The following is a 17,610-nucleotide window of genomic DNA, read 5'->3' as shown; positions in this document are numbered from 1 at the left end:
GCGTCACACGGTGTCCCCTTCGACTCGCTGGGCCTGGACCCATGGTCGTGCGCTGCCGAGCCAGCCGAACAGGAAAGCGGCCGGTACGGAGACCAGGCCAGGGGTGTTGGAGGGGAACCAGTCGAAGTCGTCCTGCGGCCACACCGCGTAGTCCGTCCCGGACACCGTGGGGGACAGGGCTGTGAGCACGACGCAGAGCAACAGCCCTCCGTACACGGCCCACATGAGTCCTCGCCGGTCGAACCCGTCCCAGAAGAAGGAGTAGATCAATGCGGGGAAGACACAGGAGGCGGCGACGCTCATCGAGAAGGTGAGCAGGAATTCGATGGGATAGCGGTGCAACGCGGTGGCGAGCACCAGACTGACGACGCAGAGCAGCACGACGGTCAGACGCAGCACCCCTGTTTCCCGTATGCCCGCGCGGGGGCGTCCGGCCCGTGGGAACAGGTCACGTGCCAGGGAGACGGCGGTCGCGAAGGTGACGCTGGCCACCGCTGTCAGGACGGCGAGGAAGGCCACGCACGCCACGACGGTGATGAGGACCACGCGCCGCGTCGAATCGTGGGGAAGGACGCCCGACGCCAGCAGGATCGGCGCCCCTTGTCCCTTGCTGTCGACGGCACCGATGCCTTCGGCGCCCACCACGGCCGCGGCCGCGAACCCGGCCACGATCAGGAGGAGGAAGAACGCGCCGGACAGCCCTACGGCGATGCTCATGGAACGTCTCGCCGTGGAGCCGGTACGGCTGGCGGAGACCCTGAGGATCAGGTGGGGCATCATCGCCGTGCCCAGGATCACCACCGCGTGGTCGCTGATCGTGCTGAGCGGTCCCAGACCGGCCGCGTGCGTCCAGAGCCCCGGAGCCAGGTACTCGCCCGGCGAGGTGCTCTTGTCCGCCGCGGCGGACAGCAGGTTCCCGGGGTGCCACGCGAACCTTCTCAGAGCCAGCAGAGTCACCACGGTCAGCGTCAGCAGGGTCACCGGCACCTTGACGACCTGCATGAAGCTGGTGCCGCGCAGATCGGCCACCACGGCGAAGCACGCGACGAGGCAGCCCATCAGTACCGTGCACACCACCTGTGCCGTCTCGGACGACATACCGGTCAGCAGCGCCGCACTGACGCCGCCTGCCCGGAGTTGCACCATGAGCAGAGGTATGGCGATGACCACGGTCACCACGGCCCCGGCGGTGCGCGGCCCCGGTCCCGTGGCGCGCAGGGAGAACAGTTCCCCCAGTGTGTAGCGGCCGGTGGCCCGGATTCTCGGCGCCAGGAGCAAGAGGACACCCAGGGCGATGACGCTGTCGACGGCCGACGTGACTCCGTCGTATCCGAAGAGCGCGACGACCCCCGGCACGGCGACCAGCATGACGACCGTCATCTGCTCACCGGCCATCGCGAATCCGTTGAAGGCGGCGGACAGGGACCGGTCGGCGACGTACAGCCGTTCCGGATCGTCCTCATGGGTGGCGAGTGTGAAGAGCCAGAGCAGGCACAGCCCGATGAACACGAAGAAGGCGGTGATCACGGCCACTCTGGCGCCGCTGCCGACCGGGTCGAGTGCGCCGGAGCTCAGCAGATGAGGTGTCACCGAGCACCGCCCGCACGCGGTGCGGCACCGATGCCCGTAGTCGGTCGGGGCGGATCGGGAAGGTCGGACCGCCTCCTGGCGCGGCTCTCGTACCACCACGTCGAGGCGACGAAGAGCGCCAGTTGCAGGACGGCCCATCCGATGCCGAGCGTGAGTCGGCCGTACACGGCGACACCGCCGATCGTGGCGGAGCAGGACAGCAGGACGCTCGCGGCCAGCGGGAGCGCGTTGACGGTACAGAACGCACGTCTGCTGCGGGCTGCGGGGTTCTGGGTGGAGGCGGGTGGCACGGAAAACCTCTCTCCTGGCGGGGTGCGGGCCCCAGGGGCGTCGTAGGCCTGCGGTCGAGGGCACGACGACCGTCTCTGAGGGGAAGCATGGGGAGTCAGCCGGCCGAGGTCCGGGCCGTGGTGGGCCGGACAGACGCCGGGACAGGCTCATGTCGACCGCGTGAGTGGGCGATCGTGTGGCCGTCGACAAGATACTCGATTCCGAATCGAGTTCAGGTTATCCGTTGCCGAGCTGCCACTGTCAAGATCCGTCGGGGGAGATGCGGCCGCTCGCCTCGGGCACGGCCCTCGGGCGGTCTGCGACGGCGTTGGATCAGCCCGCAGGACAGTGCGGGTGACACACCGTCAAGGTGCGCACTCGCGTCTGTCGCGTCTGACAGAGACCGTCTGCGCCGCGTCCGCGCTGCCGGTGGTTCCCCTACCGGCGAGGCTGCTGCCGGTCTGCCGGGGCATAGGTGGCGAGGTAGGCGCCGACGAGACGTCGTGCTTCCTCGATCGTGCCGGAGTCGCCGGTCGCGCTGCGGCGGAAGGCCATCTCGAAGAGACGGTTCCCTGCCTCCCACGCTGTGTGCGCGACGAGTCGGGGAGTGTCGGCGCGAAGCAGTCCTCGCTCGACCAAGAGGGTCCACGCCCGGTCCGCCTGGGCCTCGTCGAAGGCCCGCACGATGGGGGCGACCTCCCCGGCGAACCACAGTTCCACACAGCCGCGGTGCTGACGGAAGTAGTCCCGCGGCGTGTCGATGAGGGTGTCGACGGCTCCGGCGAGAGTTCGGGCGTCGGGACTGTCCAGGGCCTCGGCGATGAGCTCGGCCAGCTCGGACATGTGACGTTCCATGAGTTCGGCCTCGACCTCATGGCGGTCGGAGAAGTAGTAGTAGACGGAAGCGGTCGGGATGCCCGCCCGCTCGCCCATCGCCTTGAGGGTGGCGGCTTCGTAGCCTTGTTCGGCGAGCACGGCCGCCGCGGCGTCCAGGATGGCCTGCCTGCGTTCCTTCCCCCGGCGCTGCACACCGCCCGGCCGGGAGGCCGCCTGGCCCGGCGAAGACCTTTCGAACATGATTCGAGATCTTATCAATCGGACGCCGGCCACAGCACGTCCTCCGCGGCGGTACGGCCGCGGTCGGCCCGGGCGTGCGCGCGGTGCTGAGCCGCCCGCTGGTTTCAGCCGATGGCGCCGACGAGGCGCAGGGCGAATTCGCCGTACTCCCACACCACGGCATCCTCGGTGATCTCGCCGTCCTCGCGGAACCAGACGGCGACGCCCATGCCGAGGTCGAGGACCGCGTATGAGGCCAGGCGGGCGGAGGCCACGTGGAAGCGGCCCGCGGCGACTCCGGTGTTGATCAGGTCGCGGAAGCCTGTCTCGTACTGGGCTCGTTGTGCCAGCACTTCGCCGAGGTGCGGTTCTTCGAGGCTGCGGATCTCGCGGTTGCCGACGAAGGCTTCGAGGCGGTGGCGGGCGTGGTAGCGCACATGCGCTTCGGTGGCTCTGCGCAGCCGCTCGGCGGGGTCGGTGGTGGTGGCGATGGCCGTGCGGTGCAGGTCCATCAGGTCCCGCATGGTGCCGGTCATGATCCGCGCGAGCAGGTCCTGTTTGGACGCGACGTGCTTGTAGAGGCTGGGGCCGCGGATGCCGACGGCCGCGCCGATGTCCGCCATGGTCGTCGATTCGTAGCCGCGGCTGGTGAACAGCTCCAGCGCGGCGGCGCGGATGTCGTCGGTCCGGGACACGGAGCACCTTCTGTTGTTCCAACCGATCGCCCGAGGTGGCTAACGAAGAGTAGCATATGCGCCTTGCGGGCGACCTGAGCTGCATCTAGAGTCAGCTAATGAGCATTAGCCAACTGGAGGGTATGTGAGCATCGACCTGACCCCTGAGGCCGCCGTGGCGGACCTGACGGACCGTACGGCGCGATTCGTCCGTGAGGTGGTGCTTCCCGTCGAGGAGGAACACCGCGGTGTCGTGCGTTCGGACCGGGTACGGACACAGCTGCAGACCGCGGCCAGGGAAGCGGGCGTCTTCGCCCCCCACGTGTCCCCTGAATACGGCGGCCACGGGCTGGACATGCGAGGGCGCGCGCCGGTCTTCGAGGAGGCCGGCTACTCGCTGCTGGGGCCGTTGGCGTTGAACATCGCGGCGCCCGACGAAGGCAACATGCACATGCTGGAAGCCATCGCGACGCCGGAGCAGCGAGAGCGCTACCTGCGCCCGCTCGCCACCGGAGCGGTCCGCTCGTGCTTCGCCATGACCGAGCCGGCGCCCGGGGCGGGGTCCGACCCCAGCGCGCTGTCGACCCGGGCCGAGCGGGCCTCGGGCGGCTGGCGGATCAACGGCCACAAGTGGTTCATCACCGGGGCCGACGGCGCCGGGTTCGCCATCGTGATGGCCCGCACCAGCGGCGAGGTGGGGGACCGGGGCGGCGCGACCATGTTCCTGGTCGACGCCGGCAACCCGGGTATGAAGACGGTCAGGCACATCGAGACCCTCGACGAGAGCCTGTTCGGCGGCCACATCGAGTTGGTCTTCGACGACTGCCTCGTGTCCGACGACGCGGTGCTCGGCGCCGTGGACGAGGGTTTCCGTCATGCCCAGGTCCGGCTCGGTCCGGCCCGTATGACGCACTGCATGCGCTGGCTCGGCATCGCCCGCCGCGCACAGGACATCGCCGTGGCGCGAGCCGCGGAGCGTCGGCTGTTCGGATCGCGTCTGGCCGATCTCGGGATGATCCAGCAGATGATCGCGGACAACGAGATCGACATCGCCGCCTCGCGAGGGCTGATCACACAGGCGTGCTTCGAGCTGGACGAGGGCCGCTCGGCGGCGCAGTCCACGGCGATCGCCAAGACCTTCTGTGCCGAGGCCATCTATCGCGTGGTGGACCGCTCGCTGCAGATCTGCGGTTCGCTCGGAGTCTCCGGGGACGCGCTGCTCGGCCGGTTCCTGCGCGAGGTCCGCCCGTTCCGGATCTACGACGGCCCGTCCGAGACCCACCGCTGGGCCATCGCCCGCCGCACGGTGAAGCGCCACGAGCAGGCGGCCGCCCGGTGAACACCGTCGAGGGGCTGGACCTGGGCGCACTCACGCGGTTCTTCACGCAGAGCGTCCCCGGCTTCCGTGGCGAGCTCCACGCCGAGCTCGTGCAGGGCGGCCGCTCCAATCTGACGTACCGGCTGACGGACGGCCACGGCAGCTGGGTGCTGCGCCGTCCTCCCCTGGGCGGGCTGACGCCCTCGGCACACGACATGGCCCGCGAGTACCGGGTGGTCTCGGCACTCGCCGACAGCGGTGTTCCGGTGGCACGCGCCGTCGCCCTGGGCGACGCCCAGGTGATGGGCGTGCCGTTCGCTCTGGTCGAGTACGTGGACGGTGTCGTCCTCCGCACCGAAGCCCAACTTGACGCGTGGCCCGACCAGACGGTCGCCGACTGCGCCCACGCCCTGGTGGACGTGCTCGCCCGGCTGCACGCCATCGAGCCCACCGCCGTCGGGCTGGACGACTTCGGGCGGCCCGCGGGCTACCTCGCCCGCCAGGTCGCGCGCTGGCACGACCAGTGGCAGCGCGTCCGCACCCGCCCGCTGCCCGACGTCGAGGCCCTGCACACGCTCCTCGCGCAGACCTGCCCGCCCGAGAGCGGCGCCTCGATCGTGCACGGGGACTTCCGCATCGACAACGCCATCCTCGCCCGGGACGACCCGTCACAGATCCGCGCCCTCGTGGACTGGGAGATGGCCACCCTCGGCGATCCGCTCGCCGACCTCGGCCTGCACCTGGTCTACACCGACCCGGTCTTCGCACCGGTGCTGGCCGGCCGGGCCGCCTCGACCAGCCCACGTCTGCCCGCCCCCGCCCACCTGGCCGAGCGCTACGCCACCGTCAGCGGCCGTGGCCTGGACAACCTCGGCTACTACATCGCCCTCGGCTACTTCAAGATCGCGGTGATCGCCGAAGGCATTCACGCCCGCCACCGCCAAGGCCTCACCGTCGGCTCCGGGTTCGAGACCGTGGGCGACGCCCCCGCGCCCCTGGCCGCGGCCGGACTGCGAGCACTGCGGAGGAACCTGTGACCACGCCCCTCCTCGACCGGTTCCGCCTGGACGGCAAAGTGGCCGTCATCACCGGTGCCGGCTCCGGACTCGGCGCCGGCTTCGCCGTCGCGCTGGCTCAGGCCGGTGCCGACCTCGTGCTGGCCGCGCGCCGCACCGACAAGCTGGACGCCGTCGCCGAGCGGGTGCGGGCGGCCGGGGGGCGGGCGGTCACCGTCGCCACCGACGTCACCGACCCGGAGCAGTGCGAGGTGATGGCCGGGGCCGGGCTGGAGGAGTTCGGCCGGATCGACGTCCTGGTCAACAACGCCGGCATCGGCACGGCCGTCCCCGCGTTGCGTGAGCGTCCGGAGGAGTTCCGCCAGGTCATCGACGTCAACCTCAACGGCGCCTACTGGTCGGCCCAGGCCTGCGCGAAGGTCATGGAGCACGGTTCCAGCATCGTCAACGTCGCCAGCACGCTGGGCTTCATCACGTCCTACGCCCCTCAAGCCGCGTACTCGGCGAGCAAAGCCGGACTGATGGGACTGACCCGAGACCTGTCCGCCCAGTGGTCGGGCCGCAAGGGCATCCGGGTCAACGCCGTGGCGCCCGGCTACTTCGCCAGCGAGATGACAGCGGCCGTACCGGAGGACCTGCTGAAGGGCTTCATCGCGGAACGCAGCCCCCTCGGCAGGCTGGGCCGGCAGTGCGAACTGGACGCCGCGGTGCTCTTCCTGGCATCACCGGCCTCCTCCTACATCACCGGCAGCACCCTCGCCGTCGACGGCGGCATGTCCGGCCACTGACGTCCCCGGTGCCGACGCTGCCGGGGCTGGACGTCTCGGCCCCAGACAGCCCGATCACCCAACTCGACGCCTATGCGGTCGAGTTGGGTGATCGGGAGGATGTGAAGTGGCGTTCGGGCGGGGTCAGGGCGACCCGTGACGGCGTGCACGTCCGCGTTGCCGATGAGGTGAGACTTCCGTCGGGCGTGGGCCGGATGACTCGATCACGCGGGGGGGCCGGGGAGGCCCCCGCCGGTGAAGACGCCGCGCAGGTCGGCACACGCGTCCGTGACGGCCTCGGCGGCCTTGGAGAAGGCGCCGACCTCGGTGAAGAACCCGTGGAACACGCCCGGACAGCGGCGGTGCCGCACCGGGACGCCTTCCGCGTCGAGCCGTCGCGCATACGCCTCGCCGTCGTCGCGCAGGGGATCCACTTCCGCGGTGATGATGTGGGCGGGAGCGAGACCGGCGAGAGTCGCGGCCTTGAAGGGCACCGCGAGTGGACTGGGGGCAACGCCGTCGTCACCGACGTACTGACGCCAGAACCATTGCGCGTCGGCGGCCCCCATCAGGGGGGCGTCCGCGAACTCGGTCCAGGACGGGCGCGCGAAGGAGTCGTCCACCGCCGGGTAGACGAGGACCTGGAGCGCGGGCTGGGGCAGGGCGCGGTCGCGCAGGTCCAGGCAGAGCGCCGCCGCCAGACCTCCACCGGCCGAGTCGCCGCCGACCGCGATGCGGCGGCTGTCTATGCCGAGATCCGCCGCGTTCTCGACGAGCCAGGCGTGAGCCGTCCTGGTGTCGTCGATGGCGGCGGGGCACGGATGCTCGGGGGCCAGCCGGTAGTCGACCGAGACCACGACGCACTCCGCGTGGCGGCTGAAGAGACGGCACACTTCGTCGACTCCGTCCAGGCTGCCGACCGTGAAGCCCCCACCGTGGAGATAGAGCAGACAGGGCAGGCCGGCAGCACCCGAGCGGGGCACGCGCGGCCGATAGACCCGCACCCTCACGGAGGAGTGCGTACCGGCCGGTCCCGCCCAGGTCGCGTTCTCTTCCGCCACGGACGCGACCTGGGTGAGCCGGGGCGGGGGCTGCGGGGCCGTGAATTTCCGTACCCCGTCCAGGCCGAGGGTGTGCAGGGGCTGGGGGAGGACCTCGGCCAGGAAGTCGGCTGCCACGAGCGACTCGGCATCGAGGAGTCCGCGCCAGGCGGGTGGCGCTTGCCCTCCTGCGGCGGGGGGTTGTGGTCGGGCGCCGTCCGGGCCGGCGGAGGGTGTCGATCGCTGGACAGAGGGAGTGGTCACTGGCAACTCCACGGGAAAGGGCCTTGACACGATCTGGACATAGTCGCATGACTAAATCAAGCGATCAACACTTGGGACGTGCTTTCGGTGGGGGACCGATCGCCGTCCCCGGCTCCGCACGACAGGCCGGCCGGCCCGTCGTGCGGAGAGGCCGGACCCGAGATCCGGCGATACATTGAACGAGCCACAGGCTCCGTCCCACGGGATACGGACAACGGCCATGACCGAGCTCAACAGCCCTCAGGACTCCCAGGACCCTCAGGACGCGGAATCGCCGCACGGCGGTCTGTGCGCGGGTGTGTCCGCTGCCGAGACCGCGATCATGGTGTTGGACGACGAAAAGCGGCTCGCTGGATGGAGCCGAGAAGCCGAGACGTTGTTCGGGTACCGCCCGGATGAGGTGCTGGGCCGTCCCGCCGATGTGATCCTGGCCGACGCGGACACCGGCACCGGCCTGCTCGCCACCAGCGGGCGTCGTGGGCGGACGCCGACGGTCCGGGGGGTACGACACCGCGACGGGCACAGGGTCGAGGCGGCCGTGACCTGCGGCCGGCTGCCCGATGGCAATTCCCAGGCCGCCTGGCTCGTCCAGGCGATGCCGGCGAAGGAACTGCGCGAGCGGGCCGTCGATCAGGCGGTGCTGGCCGGGCTCTACCACCAGTCACCCGTCCTGCTGACCCTCTACGAAACGGACGGCAGGCTCCGCTGGTTCAACCACGCGGTCGAGGAGCAGTTCGGCGTCCCCGCGGGGGAATGTGCCGGGAAGTTCCCGAAGGACCTCCTCCCGCAAGGCGCGCTGCTGAGCGACGAGGGGTATGAGGTGCCGGACATCGAGGAGATCGTCCGACGCGTCGTGCGGACCGGCGAGCCGGTGATCGACATGCGCTACCGGAGCGACACCCCGCTCGAGCCGCTGCGCGAGCACGTCTGGACGGCCTCGTACTTCGTGCTCAACGACGAGGACGGAGCGCCGGTCGGAGTCTGCGAGACCGGCGTGGACATCAGCGAGCGCTATGTGGCCCGGCAGCGCCTGGCGCTGCTGAGCGGGGCGGGAGGCAGCATCGGTGGCACCCTGGACATGCGGCGCACGGCGGCTGAGCTGGGCGACCTGGTGGTTCCACAGTTCGCCGACGCGGCCGTGGTCGCTCTGTTCGCGCCGGTGCTGAGCGGCCAGGAACCCCCGGTGCCGGTGAGCGGCGGCAAGGCCGGTGCCGAGTTGCGCGAGGTGGCGCGGAGCGCGCGGCCCGCGGCGGCCGGTGACGTCGCGGCCGCGGTCCTGGACGCGGCAGGTCCGCGATGCCTCGCGGACGCCGCGCCGGTCCGCGACCCGGCCGCCGGTGCTCTGGTGCTGCCGTTGGAAGCCCGCGGAGTCGCGATGGGGGCCGTGGCCCTCGTGCGGTCCGCGCCGCGTGATCCCTTCGACGCCGAGGAAATCGCGCTCGCCGAGGAACTGGCGTCCCGTACCGCTGTGTGCGTGGACAACGCCCGCCGGTACGCCCGCGAACACGCGACCGCGCTGATGCTGCAGCAGGACCTCCTGCCCCGCGCACTGCCCCGGCCGGCCGGGGTGGAGCTCGCCCACCGCTACCTGCCGGCCACGGGCGGCGAGGGCGTGGGCGGGGACTGGTACGACGTCATCCCGCTGTCCGGGGCGCGCGTCGGGTTCGTCGTCGGGGACGTGGCGGGCCGTGGGATGAACGCGGCGGCCACCATGGGACGTCTGCGTACCACCGTGGGCGCCCTCGCGGCGCTGGACCTCGCGCCTGAGGAACTGCTCGCCCGCCTGGACGACTTGGTGGTCCAGTCCGGTGCCATCCGGACGGCGGACGAGGCGGAGGACCAGGCGTTCGGCGTCACCTGCCTGTACGCGATCTACGATCCGGTGTCGCGGCGCTGCGTCATGGCGCGAGCGGGGCACCCGCCGCCCGTGCTGGTCGTGCCCGGCCGGCACGCCGAACTTCTCGACCTCCCCTCCGGGCCGCCGCTGGGCCTGGGCGGCCTTCCCTTCGAGAGCGCGGAAGTCGAGCTGCCGGAAGGGGCTGTGCTCGCGCTGTACACCGACGGGCTGGTGGAGAGCCGGGACAGGGACGTCGACGGGGGGATCCGCGCCTTGTGCGAGGCGATCACCCGCCCTGGGCGCGACCCGCTGGAAGACCTCTGCGACAGCGTCACCGCCGCGCTGCTGCCGCGGCCGCCCGAGGACGACGCCGCCCTGCTCCTCGTCCGCGTGCACGCCCTCGCCGAGGACCTGGTGTCCACGTGGGACATCCCCGCCGACCCCGGCGAAGTGGCCCGCTCGCGGTCGCTGGTCACCGAACGGCTCGAGCGGTGGGAAGTCGACGAGAGCGCCTCCTTCACCGTGGAACTCGTCGTCAGTGAACTGGTCACCAACGCGATCCGCTACGGCCGCCCCCCGGTCCGCCTGCGGCTGATCCGGGAACGCGGACTCATCGTCGAGGTCTCCGACGGCGGCCACACCTCCCCGCACCTGCGGCGAGCCGCGATGGAGGACGAGGGGGGCCGCGGCCTCTTCCTCGTCGCCCAGATGACGCAACGCTGGGGCACCCGCTACACGCCGGCCGGCAAGACGATCTGGACGGAACTGTCGCTGGACCCCGACAAGCTCACCCCGCTGGCGTTCGGACTGTGACGCCTCTCGGGTGACGTCAGGTCGCCGCGATCGCCACGGCACGGAAACGGAAGTACCGGCGCACGTCTCTTTTTCTTGGTCGCATGTCTTGAACAGATGACTCACTTGGTCTTAGCGTACGGGGCGGCGCCGCTCCGGCGCGCGGCCGAGCCCCGCGACAGGCCGCTCCCGGCGTCAGCGCAGACGCCGCGGTCGAGGCGAGCACACGCGGCCGAACCATCGACGCGCTCTCGACGGGCGATGACCTCGCCCTCCCGCGCCCCGGGGAAGACCCCCCGTCCCCACGGATCTGCTCAGCCGCCGACGGCTGCCTCGCCGTCGGCGCTGGGCTCCCGGACCACATTTTGCCCAGGAACCGGAGAACACCCATGACAGAAATCCATCAGCCCGCCGGACTCGGCCGCGCGGCGCCCTCTCGCCCGGCGCCGAACAAGGGGGCGCTCATCGCCGTGGGCGCGGTGCTGGTCGTCCTGACCAACGCGGTCGTCTTCCTCCTGCCACCGCTCCTGCCGCTCATACAGGCGCAGTACCACCTGGCCACGGTGGCCGAGACGACGTGGATCTACTCGGCGCTGACCCTCGGCGGGGGAGCCGGTTTCATCCTGCTGCCGCGTCTCGCCGACGTGCACGGCGACCGGAACGCCGCCGTGGCCGCCTCCGCGTTCCTCACGATCGGCGCGCTCATCCCGGCCGTCGGTGACTCGTACCCGACCCTTCTGGCCGGCTGCACGCTGATGGGCTTCGGCGGCGCGGCACAGTTGCTCCCGCTGGGATTCCTGCGCCGCAATCTGGGCGAGAGCGGCATCACGGTGGGCGTCGCGGTCCTGGTCATCGCCACCGGTGTCGGCATCGTCGTCGGCATGATCGGCGGCGGCGTCATCGTCGCGACCCTGTCGCTCCGCAGCTTCTTCATCATCCTCACCGCCGCCTGCGCGGCCACCACCGTCGCCTCCTACGCCACGATCCCGCACGCCCCGCCCGCCGAACGCGGCCGCCGCATCGGAGTGCTCGGCACGGTGTGGATGATCGCCTGGGTCGCCGCCGTCCTGCTCACTTTGACGCAGGGCCTGGTGTGGGGCAGGGCCGCACTCATTCCCCTGGCGGCCGGGGTCATCGGTGGCATCGCCTGGGTGCGCGTCGAGCGCAGGTCGTCCTCGGCGGTGTTCGACGTCGCGATGATGAAAGCGCCGTTGGTCACCGCCTCGTGCGTGTGCATCGCTTTGTTCGCGGCGGTGAACTCGGCCTTCCTGCTCCTGCTGAGCACCTACGCCCAGACCAGTCCCACTGCTCTTCGCCCGGCGGACGCGTACGGCCTCGGCCTCGACGCGCTGGACACCGCTTGGCTCATGGCGCCCTTCGCGGCGGCGTTCCTGGTCCGCGGTACCGTGCTCGACCGCGCGTTGTTCAAGGGCCGGGCCGTGCCCGTCTTCGTCACCGGAGCGCTGGTCAGCGCGGCGGGACTGGCCTGGCTCGCCGTGGCGCACGACCAGCGGTGGCACTACCTGGTGGGCGCCGCGGTCATGGGTCTCGGGTGCAGGATCGGCTACACGGCGAGCTTCACCCTGGTGCAGATGGCCGTGCCCGAGGAGAAGGCCGGAATGGCGGCCGGGGCCGCCGGCACGTTCATGGCCGTGGGATTCACCCTCGGCACGGCCCTGGTCAGCGGCGACCTCAGTGCCTCCCTGATTTCCGTGCCCGGCACCGGACTCGAGGTCGCCGCGAAGGGTCTCTACGGCATCGGCTACTGGCTCTCGGGAGTTCTCGCCCTGCTCGTCGTGGTGACCGTGCTGGTCTCACGCGCGCGCTCCGGCCGGCGGGCCGAAAGCACCGCGTCCTGAACCGGAATCCCTGTACAGACCGGTCTTCCGCTCGGCAACACAGGCCCAGCCAAAGGAACCGCACACCGTGAAAAACCTGCTCTTCATGCTGGCCGACCTCTGGATGATCTTCGCCGGCTTCTTCTACGGATGGAAACTCATTCGGCAGTACCACAATTACCTGCTCGGCCTGGAATGGTTCATCGTCGCCACATCCGGCTCGAACTTCCTCGTCTGGTCGCTCCTCGGCGGCGACAAGCACAGCTTCATGTACTTCATCGCGTACTTCTTCGACGCCTTCTCGCGATCGGTGGGCGTCTCCCTGATTCTCGTCATGGGTCTGATGCGGGTGACGCACCGGTACAAGCCGACACCGGCCGTCGACATCGGCGTGTTCGTGCTGGGCATCGTCGCCGGGCTGTATCTCCAGCAGTTCCACGGCCATGGGTTCCACGTCGTCCCGGCGACGTTCTACGTCGTCGTCAACGCGATCTCCACCGTGTTTCTCGCCTATTTCTCGTGGCGGCTCTGGAAGATCAGGGCCAGAGGTCCGGCCATCGGTGCCGCGCTCACCACCGCCGCGGCGACCGCCATCGCCCTCACGTACGACTTCTTCCCGATTCCGGGCGACGACGAGTCCCGCACCATCTTCTACATCCTCGCGCTGACCACCTGGGGGCTCCAGGCCTTCGTGTACTACATCGCGTACCGCGCGCTGCACCGCCACAACGTGGCGACGGGTGCGGAGCCGGCGTCGGACGAACGGAGCGTTGCCCGGACCTGAACATCGCACCGAGGATCCGAACGGCGTCGTAAGCGCCTTCCGCCCGGACCGGCGGAATCCCGCAGCAGGGTTCACCGGCCAGGAGGAAGGCGCTTTCTCGTCCGGCCACGACGCTTCGCCGAAGGCGGGCGCCCGGGCGTGGTAGCGTTCAAGTGGTTCAAATGACTAAGTCACTATGTCCGGGAGGGTCGGATGGCGTACGTGTCAGCAGACGCGCGGCGAGAGCAGCTCATCGAGGCGGCTGTGCGGGTGATCGCTCGCGAGGGTGCCGACGGAGCCACCACCCGGAAGATCGCCGACGAGGCGAAGGCCCCCCTCGCGTCCCTCCACTACTGCTTCCAGAACAAGGAAAACCTCCTGCTCGCCGTCTTCGCGCAGCTCTCCGAGGAACTGCCCGTCGACGTCGATCTGCCGGAGGGTGAGAAGGCGAGCCTGGGGCCCGTCATGGAACAGTGTCTGACGCGCGCCATGCGGTGGAGTGTGGACAACCCCGTGCGGATACGGGCCATGATCGAGGTCACCCTGTGGGCCGAGCGCTACGACCCCGAGCTGTCCGTCGGCTTCTACGACGCCTTCCTCAAGTCGTCGGAGGACGTCCTGCGCCAGGTCGAGGTGACCCTCTCGGACGAGGAGCTGCACTCGGTGGTGAGGGTCGCGATGTCCCTCGTCGACGGGCTCTCGCTGCAGCTGCTCACCAACGGCGACAAGGAGCGCACGCTGCGCGACACCGCGACCGCCTGCGCGATGCTGAGGGCCTTCCTGGGGGATAACGCGTGAGACGCCGCCGTGAACGGCGGCGTCTCCGGACGCTGGAGCGCGTGCCGCAGACGCCGCCGTCACGAGCGCACCCGGGGCTGAGGCGCGGCTCTAACCCAGGCGGATGAAGGCGAGCCGGCGATCGGCGTACTGGCGGCGCAGGACCTTCTTGTCGAACTTGCCCACGCTGGTCTTGGGGATCTCGGCGACGAAGGCCCAGCGTTCGGGGAGCTGCCACTTGGCCCAGGTCCCGGCCAGGTGCTCCCTCAGGGCCGCGGCGTCGGCCGGTTCACCGTCCCTCAGGACGACGGCCACGCAGGGCCGTTCGTCCCAGCGTTCGTCGGGGACACCGAAGACGGCTGCCTCGGCGACGGCGGGATGCGCCATGATGTCGTTCTCCATGTCGATGGAGGAGATCCATTCGCCGCCGGACTTGATGACGTCCTTCGCGCGGTCGACCAGGGTGAGGAACCCGTCGGGGCTGATCCGGCCGACATCACCGGTCCGCAGCCATCCGTCGTCGAAGGAACCGGCTTCGACCGGCTCCTCGCCCGGGCTGTAATAGGACCCCGTGATCCAGGGGCCGCTCACCTGCAGCTCGCCGAGCGACTCGCCGTCGTGGGGGACGAGGGCGTCGTTGTCGTCCTTGAGCCGGAACGCGACGAGCGGCGCGAACCGTCCCTGGCTCATCCTGTAGCGCCACAGCTCCTCACCCCTGGCGTGGGCCGGTGGGTGGGCGACCGTGCCCACGGACGAGGTCTCGGTCATCCCCCAGCCGTGGACGACCTTGACCCGGTGATCCTCCTCGAACGTCCTCATCAGCGTGGGCGGCATCGCCGAGCCTCCCACGACGACTTCGCGCAGATGGCTGATGTCCTGGGGGTGCGTCGCGAGCCTGGCGGCCAGCCCCGTCCAGATGGTCGGTACGGCGGCGGCGGTGGTCGGCCGCTCCGCTGCCATCATGGCCAGCAGCGGCTCGGGCTGCAGGAAGCGGTCGGGCATGAGGAGCGACGTGCCGGACAGCATGGAGGCGAACGGCAGGCTCCAGGCGTTGACGTGGAACATCGGCACGACCGCCAGGCATCTGTCGCCCGTCGACAGCCCCATCGCGGCCGGAGTGGTGACGTGCATCGCGTGCAGGAAGAGCGAACGGTGCGAGTACACCACGCCCTTGGGATCGCCGGTCGTGCCCGACGTGTAGCACATCGCCGCGGCTGAGCGTTCGTCCAGGACGGGAAAGTCGTACCCGCCGGGCTGAGCCTTGAGCAGGGACTCGTAGTCGTGGACCTCGACCCCGCGCGGCGCGCGGAAGCCGGCCGCGTCACCGTTCACGACCACCACATGGCGCACGGTGTGAAGGCGGGGGAGCACCTCCTCGAAGGCGGACGCGAGCGTTCCGTCCACGAACACCACCCGGTCCTCGGCGTGGTGGGCGATGAACACGAGCTGCTCGGGGAAGAGCCGGATGTTCAGGGCGTGGAGGACCGCGCCCGTGGCGGGGACCGTGGCGTAGATCTCCATGTGTTCGGTGTTGTTCCACATGAACGTCGCCACGCGGTCGAAGGCGCCGACGCCCAAGGCGCGCAGGGCGTTCGCCAGTTGTGCGCTCCGCGAGCCGAGTTCACCGAACGTACGGCGGCGTGCCGCCTGGCCGGTCCAGGTGGTGACGGTGGCGTCGGCGTGTACAGAGGTCGCGTGGCGCAGCAGCGTGGCGAGCGACAGCGGCCCGTCCTGCATCGTGCTCAGCATTCCTTGCTCCTTGGGTGGGGAGGTCGCCGTGTCGGCATGCGAGGTGCGCAGCAGGGGTCCTGCCTGGTCGCGGAGAACGCGATCGACGCGGCCGGGGTTGACGCGGGCCCGGAGGGCCTGGCTACCCTCATGTTGAACGATTGATCTAGACGATCGATCTAGTCATATGACTCTACTCAACTTTGCGAGGCCGTCGCAATGCCCTGACGAAGGGCGGCGGGATGTCCGGCCAGGTGCTGCCCGGCCGGACCGACGTGCTGAAACGCATCGTGTGAACACGGTTGGAAGTGATCCTTGTGGACCAGACCATCGAGCGCGTCGACGTCGTGATCGTCGGCGCCGGCCTCTCGGGCATCGCGGCGGCGGTCGAACTGAAGGAGACGCACCCCGAGCGGTCCTTCGTCATGATCGAGGCGCGCGCCGACGTCGGCGGCACGTGGGACCTGTTCCGGTACCCCGGGATCCGGTCCGACAGCGACATGTTCACGCTGGGGTACAGCTTCAAGCCGTGGACCCCCGAGAAGTCGATCGCCTCCGGAGGGGCCATCCTCGACTACCTGAAGGAGACCGTCGACGAGTACGGCCTGACGCCCCACATCCGCCTCGGGCGCCGGGTTCTGAGCGCCGACTGGTCGCAGGACGACCGCTCCTGGGACCTCCAGATCGTGGGGCCCACCGGTCGCGAACTCGTCTCCTGCTCCTACCTCTACGTGGCCGCCGGCTACTACGACCACGACGGCGGCCACAAGCCGGAGTTCCCCGGCCAGTCGGCGTTCCGCGGATCGGTCGTCCACCCCCAGCAGTGGCCGGACGACCTCGACTGCACCGGAAAGCGGGTCGCCGTCATCGGATCCGGTGCCACCGCGATCACCCTGGTCCCCGCCCTCGCGCAGACCGCGTCGAAGGTCACGATGGTGCAGCGGTCGCCCTCCTACGTGGCCATCGACTCGGATGTCGACGAGGAGGCGAACCGGCTGCGCGTGGAGGTGGGAGGGCACGAGGCCTTCACCCGGATCCGGCTGCGCAACACCCACGACCAGCAGGCCAAGTACCGGTTCGCCCGGGCGGATCCCGAGGCGTTCAAGAAGCCCCTCTTCGACGAGATCGAGAAGATCGTCGGCCGTGACTGCCGGGAGAGGCACTTCACCCCGGCCTACGAGCCCTGGGACCAGCGCCTGTGCCTGGTGCCCAACGGGGACCTCTTCCACGCCATCAGGGACGGCAGGGCCGACGTGGTGACGGGGCACATCGAGACGTTCACCGAGACGGGCCTTCGCATGACGTCCGGCGAGGAGGTCCCGGCCGACGTGATCGTGACCGCGACCGGCCTGCGGCTCGTCACGCTGGGAAAGATCCTGTTCAGCCTGGACGGTGAGCCGATCGACTTCTCGAAGACCTTCACCTACAAGGGGGTCGCGTTCAGCGGGGTCCCGAACCTCCTGATGGCCTTCGGCTACCTCAACTCCTCCTGGACCCTCCGCCTCGAACTGGTCAACCGGTTCTGGAGCTCGCTGCTCACCAGGATGGACGAGCTGGGCGCGGCGGTCGTGACGCCGGTGCTGCGCGACGAGGACCAGGGCATGACGAGGGGGCCCTGGATCAAGGACGTCTCCTCGGGCTACCTGGTGCGCCACATGGGCGAGATGCCGGTCCAGGGCGACCGCGCGCCGTGGATCAACCCCCAGGTCCACGAGCAGATGAGGGACCTTCTGAGCGCGCCTCTCGAGGACGGCGCCCTGCGCTTCTCCTAGAGCCGCGGCAAGGACCGAATTCTGTGCCGGCATGTGGTTGACACCCGCGCTCTGCCAGGTCTAGTTTCGAGTCAGTCAAGCGACTCAGTCATATGAACAGGTCACTTG

14 protein-coding genes are annotated in these 17,610 nt (G+C 70.0%); 8 read left to right on the top strand and 6 right to left on the bottom strand.

The window, feature by feature from the left end:
- Positions 1-3: 3 nt before the first annotated feature.
- From DBP14_RS00210 to DBP14_RS00200, 4 genes are all read right to left on the bottom strand, one after another.
- Positions 4-1,590 (bottom strand): transporter, encoded by a 1,587-nt coding sequence (locus DBP14_RS00210; RefSeq protein WP_241740736.1) that lies wholly within the window; start codon positions 1,588-1,590, stop codon positions 4-6.
- Positions 1,587-1,880 carry a DUF485 domain-containing protein gene (locus DBP14_RS36540; RefSeq protein WP_241740735.1) on the bottom strand — a complete coding sequence of 98 codons (294 nt, stop codon included), beginning with the start codon at positions 1,878-1,880 and terminating at the stop codon, positions 1,587-1,589. The genes DBP14_RS00210 and DBP14_RS36540 overlap by 4 nt, the downstream gene beginning before the upstream one ends.
- Before the next feature lie 418 nt (positions 1,881-2,298).
- Complete coding sequence (locus DBP14_RS00205) at positions 2,299-2,937, bottom strand: TetR/AcrR family transcriptional regulator (protein ID WP_129305033.1); 639 nt, start codon at positions 2,935-2,937, stop codon at positions 2,299-2,301.
- 104 nt (positions 2,938-3,041) lie between these two features.
- On the bottom strand, positions 3,042-3,611 hold the full coding sequence (locus DBP14_RS00200; RefSeq protein ID WP_129305032.1) for a TetR/AcrR family transcriptional regulator: 570 nt from the start codon (positions 3,609-3,611) through the stop codon (positions 3,042-3,044).
- A 124-nt stretch (positions 3,612-3,735) separates the two neighbouring features.
- On the opposite strand from DBP14_RS00200, the gene DBP14_RS00195 reads away from it, so the two are divergent.
- Genes DBP14_RS00195 through DBP14_RS00185 form a run of 3 tightly spaced genes read left to right on the top strand, consistent with a single transcriptional unit; the run spans position 3,736 to position 6,712 of the window.
- Complete coding sequence (locus tag DBP14_RS00195; RefSeq protein ID WP_129305031.1) at positions 3,736-4,929, top strand: acyl-CoA dehydrogenase family protein; 1,194 nt, start codon at positions 3,736-3,738, stop codon at positions 4,927-4,929.
- Complete coding sequence (locus DBP14_RS00190) at positions 4,926-5,945, top strand: phosphotransferase family protein (protein WP_129305030.1); 1,020 nt, start codon at positions 4,926-4,928, stop codon at positions 5,943-5,945. The genes DBP14_RS00195 and DBP14_RS00190 overlap by 4 nt, the downstream gene beginning before the upstream one ends.
- Positions 5,942-6,712, top strand: coding sequence for a glucose 1-dehydrogenase (locus DBP14_RS00185; RefSeq protein WP_129305029.1), 771 nt, complete (start codon positions 5,942-5,944; stop codon positions 6,710-6,712). Before DBP14_RS00190 ends, DBP14_RS00185 begins: the two co-directional genes overlap by 4 nt.
- 203 nt (positions 6,713-6,915) lie before the next feature.
- On the opposite strand, the gene DBP14_RS00180 is transcribed toward DBP14_RS00185, so the two are convergent.
- Positions 6,916-7,869, bottom strand: a complete 954-nt coding sequence (locus tag DBP14_RS00180) for an alpha/beta hydrolase (RefSeq protein WP_241740734.1) — start codon at positions 7,867-7,869, stop codon at positions 6,916-6,918.
- A 346-nt stretch (positions 7,870-8,215) separates the two neighbouring features.
- Here DBP14_RS00180 and DBP14_RS00175 point away from each other — a divergent pair, with 346 nt between their 5' ends.
- The 4 genes from DBP14_RS00175 (at position 8,216) to DBP14_RS00160 (ending at position 14,023) form a co-directional block, all read left to right on the top strand.
- The gene (locus DBP14_RS00175) at positions 8,216-10,645 is read left to right on the top strand and encodes a SpoIIE family protein phosphatase (protein WP_129305027.1); all 2,430 of its coding nucleotides are present in this window, start codon (positions 8,216-8,218) and stop codon (positions 10,643-10,645) included.
- 368 nt (positions 10,646-11,013) lie between these two features.
- Positions 11,014-12,483, top strand: coding sequence for an MFS transporter (locus DBP14_RS00170; protein ID WP_129305026.1), 1,470 nt, complete (start codon positions 11,014-11,016; stop codon positions 12,481-12,483).
- Positions 12,484-12,550: 67 nt separating this feature from the next.
- Positions 12,551-13,246, top strand: a complete 696-nt coding sequence (locus DBP14_RS00165) for a transporter (protein WP_129305025.1) — start codon at positions 12,551-12,553, stop codon at positions 13,244-13,246.
- Between the two features lie 192 nt (positions 13,247-13,438).
- Positions 13,439-14,023 carry a TetR family transcriptional regulator gene (locus tag DBP14_RS00160; protein WP_129305024.1) on the top strand — a complete coding sequence of 195 codons (585 nt, stop codon included), beginning with the start codon at positions 13,439-13,441 and terminating at the stop codon, positions 14,021-14,023.
- A gap of 90 nt (positions 14,024-14,113) precedes the next feature.
- Here the strand turns inward: DBP14_RS00160 and DBP14_RS00155 are convergent, their stop codons facing one another.
- Complete coding sequence (locus tag DBP14_RS00155) at positions 14,114-15,751, bottom strand: long-chain fatty acid--CoA ligase (protein WP_129305023.1); 1,638 nt, start codon at positions 15,749-15,751, stop codon at positions 14,114-14,116.
- 296 nt (positions 15,752-16,047) lie between these two features.
- Here DBP14_RS00155 and DBP14_RS00150 point away from each other — a divergent pair, with 296 nt between their 5' ends.
- The gene (locus DBP14_RS00150; protein WP_129305022.1) at positions 16,048-17,502 is read left to right on the top strand and encodes an NAD(P)/FAD-dependent oxidoreductase; all 1,455 of its coding nucleotides are present in this window, start codon (positions 16,048-16,050) and stop codon (positions 17,500-17,502) included.
- Positions 17,503-17,610: the final 108 nt, after the last annotated feature.

This window comes from Streptomyces sp. L2 (assembly GCF_004124325.1).
Taxonomy (GTDB): Bacteria; Actinomycetota; Actinomycetes; order Streptomycetales; family Streptomycetaceae; genus Streptomyces.
The sequence above is the reverse complement of the archived record's forward strand: the minus strand, read 5'-3'. Positions and strand labels throughout refer to the sequence as shown.